A 13,140-nucleotide genomic window follows, 5' to 3' on the forward strand; every position below is an offset into this window, starting at 1 on the left:
GCGTTTACGTGCTTTCAGGAAACTCGCCCCGATCCAGCGGCCCCGCGGTGCTGATCGAAAATCTCGACAAATATTACGGGACATTCCAGGCGCTGCGAAAGTTGAGCTTGTCCGTGGATCGCGGCGAGAGGATCGTCGTCTGCGGCCCGTCCGGCTCCGGCAAGTCCACCATGATCCGCTGCATCAACCGTCTGGAGCAGCACAATGGCGGCCGGATCACCGTGCTCGGCACCGAGCTCAACGACGATGTCGGCAACATCGACGGGATCAGGCGGGAAGTCGGCATGGTGTTCCAGCACTTCAACCTGTTTCCACACATGACGGTGCTGGAGAACTGCATGCTCGCGCCCATGATCGTGCGCAAGGTGCCGCGCGCGGATGCCGAGGCGACCGCCCGGCGCTATCTGGAGAAGGTACGCATTCCCGAACAGGCGATGAAGTATCCCGGTCAGTTGTCCGGCGGCCAGCAACAGCGGGTCGCGATAGCGCGTGCCCTTTGCATGCAGCCCGAGATCATGCTGTTCGATGAGCCGACCTCTGCGCTCGACCCGGAAATGATCGCGGAAGTGCTCGACGTCATAGTCACGCTCGCCTCTGAAGGCATGACAATGATCTGCGTCACGCATGAGATGGGTTTTGCGCGCCGGGTTGCCGACCGGGTAATTTTCATGGATGGAGGCGAGATCGTCGAACAGGCGCCTCCCGATGAATTCTTCACCTCCTCCCGCAACGAGCGCACGCGGCAGTTCCTGTCGCAGGTGCTTGGTCACTGATCGATGCAACGATCCCGCGTCAGGCCGCAGCCATGTCCGTGACTGATCCCGTCACCGCCTTGCGCGAGATGCTCGGACCGAAAGGCTGGCTTTCGGGCAGCGATGCAAGGCCCTATCAGCGCGATTGGCTCGATCGCTACGGCGTCGCGGCTCTGGGCGTGGCCAGGCCTGCGGATACCTCCGAAGTAGCCAGTGTCGTAAAGACATGCCACGCGGCCGGCCTGGCGGTCGTGCCGCAAGGCGGCAACACCGGGCTTTGCGGCGGCGCCGTCGCCGATCGGCCGAATGCGGTGATCGTTTCGCTTTCGCGCATGACGGCGATCGGCAAACCGGACTTGGACAGCGGCTCGATCCTCGTCGAGGCGGGAGCCGTGCTTGCCGCGTTGCACGAGGCGCTGGAACCGCACGGCCTGATGTTTCCGATGCATCTCGGCGCGGAAGGCAGCGCCAGGATCGGCGGCCTGGTCGGCACCAATGCCGGCGGCAGCCAGGCATTCCGGTATGGCATGATGCAAGACCTCGTGCTTGGCCTGGAGGTCGTGACCCCTGACGGGGCGATATGGAACGGGCTGCGCGCGGTGCAGAAAGACAATGCCGGCTACCAGTTGCGCAAGCTCTATTGCGGCGCGGAAGGAACGCTTGGCATCGTGACGCGCGCGATCCTGCGGCTCTACCCGATGCCGCGGCGGCAGGCGAGCGCGCTTGTCGTCATGTCCGATTTCGCCGCGGCGGTTTCGTTTGGCACCTTTCTGCGGGGCGAGGTGGGGGAATTCCTGACCGGGCTCGAGTTCTTCTCCGACATCGGGCTGGGACTGGCCCTCAAACACCTGCCCGACCTCGCCTACCAGTTGGAGGCACGCGGCGAGGTCTATGTGCTGGTCGAACTGGCATCGGGCGCCCCCCGCGTTCCGCTCGACGAGATACTGGCTTCGGCGCTGGAGTGGGGCATGGAGCAAGGCCTGGTGCTGGACGGAGCATTGGCGGCGACGGGCGCGCATCGCGCACAATTCTGGCGGCTGCGAGAGGAGCAGCCGGAAGGACAGAGGCTGGAAGGAGAGCAGCTGAAGCACGACATCTCGGTGCCTCCGGGCGCTATCGCCCGTTTCGTCGAGGCCGGCGCAGAGATCTGCGACGACATTCTTCCCGGCGTGCGGATAAACCCGTTCGGGCATCTCGGCGACGGCAACATCCACTACAATCTGTCGCCGCCGGAAGGCCGCGCCGATTTTGACGGCAAGGCCGAGCGGTTCGCCGAGGCGCTATCGTCGCTCGCCACGGAAATGGGCGGCAGTTTCGCGGCCGAGCATGGACTTGGCCGCGCAAAGATCGCCATGGCCGACCGAAACCGCAGTCCATTGGAACGCGAACTCATGGCGCGGCTCAAGGATGCATTCGATCCACGGGACACGATGAATCCGGGCGTGCTGGTGCACGCTGCTCGGCAAAGAAAAACTTTCGAATAGACGGCATTTCTTGATTTCGCCCCGAACCGCCTGCGTGCACCTATGAACCGAAGGCAGGCTCGATCGACCTGCCGCCAAAGTGAGGATGTCGAAGCATGATCCGCAATGGCGGCCGCCTTCTCGTCGAGTGCCTGATCGGGCTTGGCGCGACCAGGAGCTTCGGCGTGCCCGGAGAAAGTTATCTGGCCGTCCTGGACGCGCTGCACGACACGCAGGGAAAGCTGGACTACACGCTTTGCCGCAATGAAGGCGGCGCGGCGTTCATGGCCTCGGCCTACGGCAAGTTGACCGGCTCGCCAGGCATCTGTTTCGTGACGCGCGGCCCAGGCGCCACCAACGCCAGCATCGGCGTTCACACGGCCATGCAGGACAGTTCGCCGATGATCCTGTTCGTCGGCCAGGTCGGCACCGACATGAAGGGCCGCGAAGCGTTTCAGGAAATCGACTACCGGGCGGTGTTCGGCACGGTCGCCAAATGGGCGGTCGAGATCGACGATGTCGCGCGCCTGCCCGAGATTGTGGCGCGGGCATGGACGACCGCATTGACCGGACGACCTGGTCCCGTCGTGGTCGCGCTGCCCGAGGACATGCTGACCACCATGACTGAAGCGGCTCCGCTCAGCGCACCGGCGGCCATTTTCGAGCCGGCACCGGCGCCGGAAGCGATCGCTTCGGCCTTCAAGCTGCTGGCCAAGGCCGAGAGGCCGGTCCTGCTCATGGGCGGCGCCAACTGGACCGTGGACGGACGCGCGGCGCTACAGGCTTTCGCAGAGGCTTCCGACATTCCTGTCGTGGCGGCCTTTCGCTATCAGGACCAGTTCGACAACCATTCGCCGGTCTTTGTCGGCGAGGCCGGCGTCGGCATGGTGGCGCATGTCAAAGCCCTGCTCCGCGAGGCCGACGTGATCCTGGCCGTCAATGTGCGTTTTGGCGAGATGACCACGGATGGCTATACGCTGCTGTCCGTGCCGGTGCCGCGCCAGAAACTGATCCATGTCCATGGCTCCGATCGCGAGATCGGCAAGATCTATGTGCCGGCCATCGGTATCCATGCCGGGCCGAACGCTTTTGCCCGGGCGTTGACGCCCGTCAAAGGCGGCTGGGCGGACTGGCGCGCCGCGGCCCGCAAAGCCTATGAAGGGACATTCGGCGCGCCCGTCCAGCCCGGCCCGGTGGACATGGTGGAGGTCAGCGCCTGGCTGCGCGAAAACCTGCCTGCCGACGTCATTCTCACCAACGGCGCCGGCAATTTCACCGTCTGGCCGAACAAGTTCTTCAAGTTCGGGCCGGACGCACGGCTGCTCGCCCCGCAGTCTGGCGCCATGGGCTACGGCCTGCCGGCGGCAATTGCCGCCAAGGTTGCGTTTCCAGAACGCACGGTCGTCTGCTTTGCCGGCGACGGCGACTTCCAGATGAATTGCCAGGAACTCGGAACCGCCATGCAGGCTGGCGCGCAGCCGATCGTGCTGATCCTCAACAACGGCATCTACGGCACGATCCGCGCCCATCAGGAGCGCCACTATCCGGCGCGCGTTTCGGGCACGTCGCTCGAAAACCCTGATTTCGTGACACTGGCAAAGGCCTATGGCTTCCATGCCGAGCGGGTCGAGGCGACGCGCGATTTCGCGGCGGCGTTCGATCGGGCGCTCGGATCCGTGACGGGAGCGGTCCTCGACATCGCCATATCTCCCGAAGCGCTGACGCCCCGACAGACCCTTTCCCAGATGCGTGACGCCGCGCTCGCTTCCCAGAAGGCCAAGGCATGACCTCCAAAGACGACATCCGTCTCGGCGCGGACATCGGCGGCACGTTCACCGACGTCGCGCTCGACCTCAGGGGAACGATCTTCTCCACCAAGGTGTTGACCAATTATGCGGCGCCCGAGCAGGCGATCCTGGACGGCATTGCCGTCGTCACGCGCGATGCCGGTATCGCGCTTGCCGAGATCGGCATCATCATCCACGGCACGACGCTGGCGACGAATGCGCTCATCGAACGCCGTGGCGCCAAGACCGCGCTGGTCACCACCGAAGGGTTCCGCGATGTCATCGAGATGCGGACCGAAAACCGTTTCGAGCAGTATGACCTCGACCTGCAGTTGCCGGCGCCGCTAATCCCGCGCGAGCACCGTTTCACGGTAAAGGGCCGGATCGGTGCGGAAGGCCAGGAGCTTCAACCGCTCGACGAAGCCGCCCTGGAAGGCATTGCCGACCGGATCGCGGCCGGCGGTTTCGGCTCCGTGGCGATCGGCTTCATCCATGCCTACACCAACCCTGATCATGAGCGCCGGGCACGCGCTATCCTGTCCCGCAAGCTTACCATCCCGATTTCGATCAGCGCCGAAGTCTCGCCGCAGATGCGCGAGTTCGAACGCTTCAACACGGTCTGCGCCAACGCCTATGTGCGGCCGCAGATGGCGGACTATCTCGCGCGTTTCCAGACCCGCTTGAAGGAGATGGGCGCCGAGTGCCCGGTCTTCATGATCCATTCGGGCGGCGGTCTGATCTCGGTGGAGACGGCCTCGGAATTTCCCGTGCGCCTCGTTGAGTCCGGCCCGGCCGGCGGCGCCATCTTCGCCGCCGACATCGCCAGGCGATTCGGCCTGGAAAAGGTCGTCTCCTATGACATGGGCGGCACCACTGCAAAGATTTGCCTGATCGAGGATTATGCGCCGCGCACCGCCAGAACCTTCGAAGTGGCGCGTACCTATCGCTTCTGCAAAGGTTCCGGCATGCCGATCTCCATTCCCGTGATCGAGATGATCGAGATCGGCGCCGGCGGCGGGTCGATCGCCTGGGTCGACGCCATGGGCCGCATCCAGACCGGTCCCGAAAGTGCCGGATCGGAACCTGGCCCGGCCTGCTACGGCCGCGGCGGCAGGCGCCCGGCCATCACAGATGCCGACCTGGTGCTCGGCAAGCTCGATCCCGACAATTTCGCCGGCGGCGCCATCAGGCTGGACACGTCCGCATCCGAACAGGCGATCCTGCGCGATGTCGGCGAACGCCTGTCGCTCGATGCCATGGCGACGGCCTTCGGCATCTGCGAGGTGGTGGACGAGAACATGGCCAATGCCGCCCGCGTCCATGCCGTCGAAAACGGCAAAAACATTTCCGACAACGTGATGATCGCCTTCGGTGGCGCGGCCCCGCTTCACGCCGCAAGGCTTTGCGAGAAACTCGGCATCGACCAGTGCATCGTCCCCAAGGGCGCGGGCGTCGGATCGGCGATCGGCTTCCTCAAGGCTCCGTTCGGCTACGAAGCCCTGGCATCCCGGCTGACGCGGCTGTCGCAGTTCAAGCCGGCCGAGGCCAATGCTTTGCTCGATGACCTCAAAGTGTCAGCCGAAAGCTTCGTGCGGGCAGGGGCCAACGGTACGATCACATGCGAAATCACCGCCTTCATGCGCTACGCCGGCCAGGGCTGGGAAATCCCCGTGCCGCTGCCGGACGAGCCGTTCGGCAATGATGCCGCAACCACGCTCGAGGATTTGTTCCAGGCGAATTACCAACGCTTCTTCGGCCGCGCCATCGAAGGACTTGGCGGCCTGGAAATCGAGATCGTCACCTGGTCCGTGAAGGCGACGGATGTCCGGCCTGCTGTCGCCAGGCACGAGCTGATCACCGGCAAGCGGACCACTCAGCCGGCAACAAGCCGCGCGGTGTTCGATCCGGCCAGCGGTGCGCCACGGACCTATGGCATCGTCGAACGGGAGGGGCTGTGCACCGGCGATCGGGTGGCGGGCCCGGTCATCATCGTCGAACGCGAGACGTCCACCGTCGTCACCACGAGCTTCGACGCCGTCATCCAGAGCGACGGAGCGATCCTTCTGATCCGCAAAGGCAGCCAGGCATGAGCGACATCAGTGAAATCCGCATGCAGGTTATGTGGAACCGGTTGATCTCGGTGGTCGAGGAGCAGGCCCTCACCTTGCTGCGCACGGCTTTCTCGACATCGGTGCGCGAATCCGGCGACCTGTCGGCGGGCGTGTTCGATCCCCGCGGCCAGATGCTGGCACAGGCGGTGACGGGAACGCCCGGCCATGTCAACACCATGGCCGAGGCGGTGCTGCATTTCATGAACGAAATCCCGCGCGAAACCATGTTCGAGGGCGACACCTACGTCACCAATGACCCCTGGTTGGGCACGGGCCACCTGCACGATATCACCATGGTGTCGCCGTCGTTCCTGAACGGCGAATTGGTTGCGTTCTTCGCCTGCACGGCGCATGTGGTCGATGTCGGTGGGCGCGGCTTTGGCGCTGACGGCAAGTCGGTCTACGAGGAAGGCATCCAGATCCCGATCATGAAGTTCGCGGAGAAGGGCAAGGTCAATCTCGATCTCGTCAGGATCCTGCGCGCCAACGTCCGCGAGCCGAACCAGGTCGTCGGCGATTTCTATTCACTCGCCGCCTGCAACGAAGTCGGCCACCGACGCCTCGTCGACATGATGAAGGAGATCGGCCTGGCATCGCTGGACGGGCTTGGCGAGTTCATCTTCTCGCGCACCCGCGACGCCATGGTCGAACGCATCAAGGCGATGCCCAAAGGCAGCTGGTCGAACGCGCTGGTGACCGACGGCTACGACGAGCCGGTGAAACTCGCGGCGACCGTCACTGTTCGGGACGCCGGCGTCGAGGTCGATTTCACCGGTACCGACCCGATGAGCCGATGGGGCATCAACTGCCCGATCATCTACAGCAAGGCCTATGCCTGCTACGCGTTGAAATGCGTGGTGGCGCCCGATATTCCTAACAATGCCGCGTCGCTCGCCTTCTTCACCGTGTCGTCTCCGGTCAACATCCTGAACGCCGTGCGGCCGGCGCCGGTGGCGCTCAGGCACATCTTCGGCCATATGGTTCCCGATCTGGTGCTCGGCGCGATCGCCAAGGCGATGCCCGGCAAGATCCTTGCCGAGGGCGCCGGCGCACTGTGGAACATCCATATCTCGGTTCGGCCGGTCTCCGGCGGTTCGGGCCGCCGCGCCGAGGTGCTGATGTTCAATTCCGGCGGCATGGGCGCGCGCCCCGGTCTCGACGGATTGTCGGCGACGGCTTTCCCCTCCGGCGTCCATACGATGCCGATCGAGGCAACGGAGCACACCGGCCCGATCGTGATCTGGCGCAAGGAACTGCGGCCCGATTCCGGCGGCGACGGCGAGTTCCGCGGCGGGCTCGGGCAGGTTATCGAAATCGAGGCGATCGAGGGCCATGAATTCGACTTTTCGGCCATGTTCGACCGCGTCAATCATCCCGCCCACGGGCGCAACGGCGGCGGACCTGGAGTGGCCGGCGTGGTCAGGCTGGACGATGGCACGCAGATGCGACCTAAAGGCTGGCAGCATGTTCCGGCCGGCCGTCGGCTGATCCTCCAATTGCCGGGCGGCGGCGGCTATGGCGATCCGTCCAAGCGCAGCACCGAGGCGCGGGCGAACGACCGCTCCAAGGAATACATTTCGGAGAACGGCAAATGAGCTACATTGCCTCGCGCCTGTCTGCGGTGAAGCCGTCGGCGTCCATGGCTGCTTCGCAGGCAGCCAGGGCCCTGCGCGCCAAGGGCGTCGACGTGATCGATCTTGGCCTGGGCGAGCCGGATTTCCCGACACCGAGCCATATCATCGAAGCGGCGCATGTCGCCGCGAAGGCCGGCCAGACGCTATACACGGGTGCCGCCGGCACGGCCGAGGTGCGCGAAGCCGTGGCCGGCAAGTTCCGCCGCGAAAACGGACTGGACTACACGGCGGACGACGTCGTCGTGGCCAATGGCGCCAAGCAGATCATCTTCAACGCGCTGATGGCGACGCTGGAGTCTGGTGACGAAGCGATCCTGCCGGCGCCCTACTTCGTCTCCTATCCCGAGATGGTGAAGCTGCTCGGCGGCAGGCCTGTCCTCATCGAGTGCCCGGAAACTTCGGGCTTCCGGCTGACGCCGGAGCTGCTCGAAAAAGCCATCACTCCAAGGACGAAATGGCTGTTCCTCAACATGCCCGGCAACCCCTCCGGCGCCATATATTCGCAATCGGACCTGCGGGCACTCGGAGCGGTTTTGGCAAGGCATCCGCAGGTGCTGGTGCTTTCCGACGAGATTTACGAGCACATCCTGTTCGACGGACGCGACTTCGTCTCCTTCGGCAAGGCTTGCCCGGAACTCAGGGACCGCACCCTGATCGTCAACGGCGTCTCCAAATCCTATGCGATGACCGGGTGGCGTGTCGGCTATGCCGCCGGGCCGGCGCCGCTCACCAGGGCGATGGCGATCATCCAGAGCCAGTCCTGCACGTCCGTCTGCTCGATCGCGCAAGCGGCGACGGTGGCCGCGCTCAACGGCCCCCAGGACGAGGTGGCACGCTTTCGGCAGGCGTTCGAGGCGCGCCGCGACCTTGTCGTCGACGGCATCAGGCGGATCAACGGTCTTACGCTTTCGCCACCGGAAGGCGCCTTCTATGCCTATATCGGCTGCGCCAGCCTGATCGGCCGCAGGACCCCAAAAGGCGTCGTGCTCGAGGACGACACGGCAGTGGCGAATTATCTCCTGAACGAAGGGCGCGTGGCCTCGGTGCCGGGCGCCGCCTATGGACTTTCCCCCTATTTCCGCATCTCGACCGCGACCGGCGAAGAGGTGCTGACCGAAGCGATCGCGCGCATCAACGCCGCCGTCGCGCAAGTGGAGTAAATCATGCCGCATTACGAACGCATCCTGATCACCGGCGCGGCCGGCCGCCTCGGTTCGGAACTGCGAAAGGGGCTGGTGCCGCTGGCAAAAACGATCCGCCTGGCCGGCCGCGAACCGTTCGGCGATCTTGCTCCACACGAGGAAGAAGCGGTCTTCGACCTCGCCGATATGGAGGCGACGATTGCCGCCACCAAGGATTGCGACGCGATCGTGCATTTCGGCGGCGCACCACTCGAATGCGAATGGCAAACCATCCTGAATTCCAGCATCCGCGGCTCCTATCACATCTACGAGGGCGCCCGGAAACACGGGGTGAAACGAGTCATCTATGCCTCCTCCGTGCATGCCGTCGGCTATCACGAGGTCGAGGCGCATATCGGCGTCGACGCGCCGGTGCGTCCCGACAGCCTCTATGGCGTGTCGAAGAACTTCGTCGAGAGCCTGAGCCGGCTTTACTGGGACAAGTTCGGCATCGAGACGGCGTGCCTGCGCATCTTTTCGTCCTTCCCCGAACCGGCGGACCGTCGCATGCTGTGGTCATACCTCTCCTTCGCCGATTGTGTGCGTCTGGTCGAGGCAGCTCTCACCGCGCCGCGCGTCGGCCATACGATCTCCTTCGGCCTTTCCGACAACAAGGTGAAAACGGTCGACAACAGCGGCGCCAACCATCTGGGGTTTTCTCCGCAGGATAGTGCCGAGCCGTTCCGCGCAGCGGTCGAGGGGAAGACGCAGATTCCGGATCCCAAGGCGCCATCGGTGCAGTATCTGGGCGGGTGGTTCTGCGAGCTTGGCCATCCGGACGACAAGCGGGCGTAGCTATCGAAATACCAATCCGCTCGATGGCGCAGACCGGAAGCCGAGATGCGGCAGGCGATGGATTCACGCATGGTGGCGGAGATCGAGGAGGTTGTCGGCGGCGCCGGCTTCGATGTGCCACGCTGACCACGGTCATGGATCAGATCTGGCAGCGGCACCTGCAGACGATGCCCGACCTTCCCGCGCAAGCATTTCATCCACCATGGGCGTCGAAGGCTTAGAGATTTATGCGCTGCGCGCTTCTCGCGCACATGTTCCACGTCGGCCACCAGATGGCCGCCTGAAATGTTGACGGTTGCCGGTCGTCATCGGTTTTGGGATTCTCACCTGATCTGGTAGTGGGATCCAAATCACAGGAGATGGCATGCCGAACGATGTAATCGTGCGCGACAGCAATGGCGCTCAATTGAATGACGGTGATTCCGTAACGCTGATCAAAGACCTCAAAGTCAAAGGCACTTCGGAGACGATCAAGCGCGGCACGTTGGTGAAGGCCATCCGCCTGAACGGCAATCCCGGCGAGATCGAATGCAATACCAAGCAAGTGAAAGGCCTGGTGCTCAAGACCGAGTTCGTGAAGAAGGCGTGAGCCTCAAGGCGGCAAGCGATCTCGATGGCTCCTTCGGGATTTTGGAGAGCCTGCCGTCGCCAAGGGGGCTGCGGAGCCGTTGAGCGGCCGGCACCCGGTCGTTGCGCTGCGAATTGATAACTTCGCCGACCAGGCACAATCAAAAAAATCGCCAAGTCCCAAGCTGGAACCTCCGGCCTCATTGCGCGTTTCACGGCGTCCCGTTCGCGGACTCGCCCGGATATCTCTCCAAGCGCGCGAAAAACCAGGAGCCCGCTTCATGCACGACAAGCTGTTTCATTCACCGGTCGCACTGTCGGTCGGCCTCGGCTTCAAGCGCGAGATTGCCTCGCTGGCCGAAATGCACGATTTCCTCACCAATTGGACGACCTCCCGCCGCGGCCCGCTTTACCGAAACGCGGTGGAGACATGTGATCTGGCCGTTCCAGGTTATGTGAGCGTCGAGCAGGCGCGCCGGGCGTTGCTCGAATTCGCGCAAGCCGCCGGCATCCTGTGGCCGGACCTCGAGCCGGTGGCGGGCGTGCACGCCGTTGCGCGTGGCTATGGCGGCTACGCCGCCTGAAGATTGATGTTCTCCGTGGCGGCTAAAGCCACACCACCATAGAAAGCCCGGCTGGCCCTCAGCCGGGCTTTCGCGTTTCCGGCAGCTCGCAAGGAAATCGCAATCCTGTAGCCGTGTGTCTTGGGCGACAATCCCTGCGTGGAGTGTCGGGAAGAGCCCGCGCAAAAAATCTTTATGAAATTCCTATTTCTTTCCACTGCGCCCCGTCTCGAACCTTTATGGCGATCGGGTCCATATTCCTTTTAGAAAATACAACCGGTTCAGTCGCCAAAGATGCGACGGGACACTTTCGAGATATTGCGAACTCTCCTGTCAAATTCGCAAAGTACAAAAGAACAAAAGGAATAAACACAATGGATATGGCCGTTATCGGAATCGGAATTTTGTTCTTTGCCCTTTGTTTCGCCTACATAAAAGCTTGTGACGCGCTCTAGAGCGAGGCTGAAAAAATGATCGTCGACTATATTCTCGGTGGCGGCGTTACGCTGTTCCTGCTCGCCTACCTGACATACGCCCTCGTTCGTCCAGAACGCTTCTGAAGGCACGGAAAGCCACACCCATGACACTGAACGGTTGGATACAGATCCTGGTCTATTGCGGGATCGTCGTTTTGCTGGTGAAGCCGCTCGGCGGCTACATGCACCGCGTCTTCAACGGCGACCGCACGCTGCTTTCGCCGTTCCTTCGCCCGCTTGAGCGTGGGCTTTATCGTATTTGCGGAACCAGCGAACGCGAGGAACAGCACTGGACCACCTACGCGGTCGCCCTGCTGCTCTTCAATCTCGCCGGCTTCCTGGTGCTTTATGCGCTGCAGCGTCTGCAGGGCAGCCTGCCTTACAACCCTGCCGGCATGACAGCGGTTGAACCAGGGCTGGCCTTCAACACCGCCGCCAGCTTCATGACCAACACCAACTGGCAGAACTATGGTGGCGAGAGCACGATGTCCTATCTCGTGCAGATGGCCGGACTGACGGTGCAGAACTTCGTTTCGGCGGCTACCGGTATTGCCATCGCCATCGCGCTGATCCGCGGCTTTGCGCGGGCGTCCGGCAAGTCGATCGGCAATTTCTGGGTCGATATGACCCGCTCCACACTCTATCTGCTTCTGCCGTTCTGCATCGTGCTGACGCTGGTCTATGTCTGGCTCGGCATGCCGCAGACGCTCGGCGCCTACGTCAACGCCACGACGCTGGAAGGCGCGCAACAGACCATCGCCGTCGGCCCGGTCGCTTCGCAGGTGGCCATCAAGATGCTCGGCACCAATGGCGGCGGTTTCTTCAACGCCAATGCCGCGCACCCGTTCGAGAACCCCGACGCGATCTCCAACCTGATCCAGATGGTGTCGATCTTCGCCATCGGCGCCGCCTTGACCAATGTCTTCGGCCGCATGATCGGCAACCAGCGCCAGGGCTGGGCGATCCTCTCGGCCATGGGCGTCATGTTCATCGCCGGTGTCGCCATCTGCTACTGGGCGGAAGCCGCCGGCAACCCGCTGGTGCATGCGCTGGGCATCGACGGCGGCAACATGGAGGGCAAGGAGAGCCGCTTCGGCATCGCCCTGTCGGCGCTGTTTGCCGTCATCACCACGGCCGCTTCCTGCGGCGCCGTCAACGCCATGCACGGCTCCTTCACCGCGCTCGGCGGCATGATCCCGATCATCAACATGCAGCTTGGCGAAGTTATCGTCGGCGGTGTCGGCGCCGGTCTCTACGGCATCCTGATGTACATCGTCGTCGCCGTCTTCGTCGCCGGCCTGATGGTCGGCCGCACGCCCGAATATCTGGGCAAGAAGATCGAGGCCAAGGAGGTCAAGATGGCTATGCTGGCCATACTGTGCCTGCCGCTGGCGATGCTGATCTTCACGGCCATCGCCGTCGTGCTGCCGACCGGCGTGGCGTCGATGGGCAATGCCGGCCCGCACGGCTTCTCCGAGGTTCTGTATGCCTACACTTCGGCGGCGGCCAACAACGGTTCGGCCTTTGGCGGCCTCAGCGGCAACACGCCCTGGTACAACATCACGATCGGCATCGGCATGCTGATGGGCCGCTTCCTGGTCATCATCCCGGCGCTGGCCATTGCCGGCTCGCTGGTGGCGAAGAAAACGGTTCCGGCTTCCGCCGGCACCTTCCCGACCGATGGCCCTCTGTTCGTCGGGCTGCTGGTCGGCGTCATCCTGATCGTCGGTGGCCTCACCTTCTTCCCGGCGCTCGCCGTCGGGCCGATCATCGAGCACCTGGCGATGGCTCACGGGCAGACCTTCTGAGAC

11 protein-coding genes are annotated in these 13,140 nt (G+C 63.5%); all 11 read left to right on the top strand.

What is annotated here, in order from left to right:
- Positions 1-8: 8 nt before the first annotated feature.
- The 11 genes from EJ079_RS14695 (at position 9) to kdpA (ending at position 13,137) form a co-directional block, all read left to right on the top strand.
- Complete coding sequence (locus EJ079_RS14695; RefSeq protein WP_127395254.1) at positions 9-773, top strand: amino acid ABC transporter ATP-binding protein; 765 nt, start codon at positions 9-11, stop codon at positions 771-773.
- A gap of 32 nt (positions 774-805) precedes the next feature.
- Positions 806-2,236 carry an FAD-binding oxidoreductase gene (locus tag EJ079_RS14700; RefSeq protein WP_245481872.1) on the top strand — a complete coding sequence of 477 codons (1,431 nt, stop codon included), beginning with the start codon at positions 806-808 and terminating at the stop codon, positions 2,234-2,236.
- A 95-nt stretch (positions 2,237-2,331) separates the two neighbouring features.
- On the top strand, positions 2,332-4,002 hold the full coding sequence (locus tag EJ079_RS14705; protein ID WP_127395255.1) for a thiamine pyrophosphate-binding protein: 1,671 nt from the start codon (positions 2,332-2,334) through the stop codon (positions 4,000-4,002).
- On the top strand, positions 3,999-6,092 hold the full coding sequence (locus tag EJ079_RS14710; protein WP_127395256.1) for a hydantoinase/oxoprolinase family protein: 2,094 nt from the start codon (positions 3,999-4,001) through the stop codon (positions 6,090-6,092). The genes EJ079_RS14705 and EJ079_RS14710 overlap by 4 nt, the downstream gene beginning before the upstream one ends.
- Entirely contained in the window at positions 6,089-7,708 is a 1,620-nt protein-coding gene (locus EJ079_RS14715) for a hydantoinase B/oxoprolinase family protein (protein WP_127320509.1), read from the top strand. Before EJ079_RS14710 ends, EJ079_RS14715 begins: the two co-directional genes overlap by 4 nt.
- Positions 7,705-8,907: a pyridoxal phosphate-dependent aminotransferase gene (locus tag EJ079_RS14720; protein WP_127395257.1), complete on the top strand. Its 1,203-nt coding sequence runs from the start codon at positions 7,705-7,707 to the stop codon at positions 8,905-8,907. The genes EJ079_RS14715 and EJ079_RS14720 overlap by 4 nt, the downstream gene beginning before the upstream one ends.
- A gap of 3 nt (positions 8,908-8,910) precedes the next feature.
- Entirely contained in the window at positions 8,911-9,723 is an 813-nt protein-coding gene (locus tag EJ079_RS14725; RefSeq protein ID WP_127809347.1) for an NAD(P)-dependent oxidoreductase, read from the top strand.
- Between the two features lie 364 nt (positions 9,724-10,087).
- Positions 10,088-10,312 (top strand): alkylphosphonate utilization protein, encoded by a 225-nt coding sequence (locus EJ079_RS14730; RefSeq protein ID WP_013529641.1) that lies wholly within the window; start codon positions 10,088-10,090, stop codon positions 10,310-10,312.
- Positions 10,313-10,571: 259 nt separating this feature from the next.
- Positions 10,572-10,874 (top strand): DUF982 domain-containing protein, encoded by a 303-nt coding sequence (locus tag EJ079_RS14735; protein WP_127269540.1) that lies wholly within the window; start codon positions 10,572-10,574, stop codon positions 10,872-10,874.
- A gap of 449 nt (positions 10,875-11,323) precedes the next feature.
- A complete protein-coding gene (locus tag EJ079_RS14745; protein ID WP_032808122.1) occupies positions 11,324-11,413 on the top strand; it encodes a K(+)-transporting ATPase subunit F in 90 nt (29 codons plus the stop codon).
- Between the two features lie 20 nt (positions 11,414-11,433).
- Positions 11,434-13,137 (top strand): potassium-transporting ATPase subunit KdpA, encoded by a 1,704-nt coding sequence (gene kdpA / locus EJ079_RS14750; protein ID WP_127809348.1) that lies wholly within the window; start codon positions 11,434-11,436, stop codon positions 13,135-13,137.
- Positions 13,138-13,140: the final 3 nt, after the last annotated feature.

It is taken from the genome of Mesorhizobium sp. M7A.F.Ce.TU.012.03.2.1 (assembly GCF_004006095.1).
Taxonomy (GTDB): Bacteria; Pseudomonadota; Alphaproteobacteria; order Rhizobiales; family Rhizobiaceae; genus Mesorhizobium.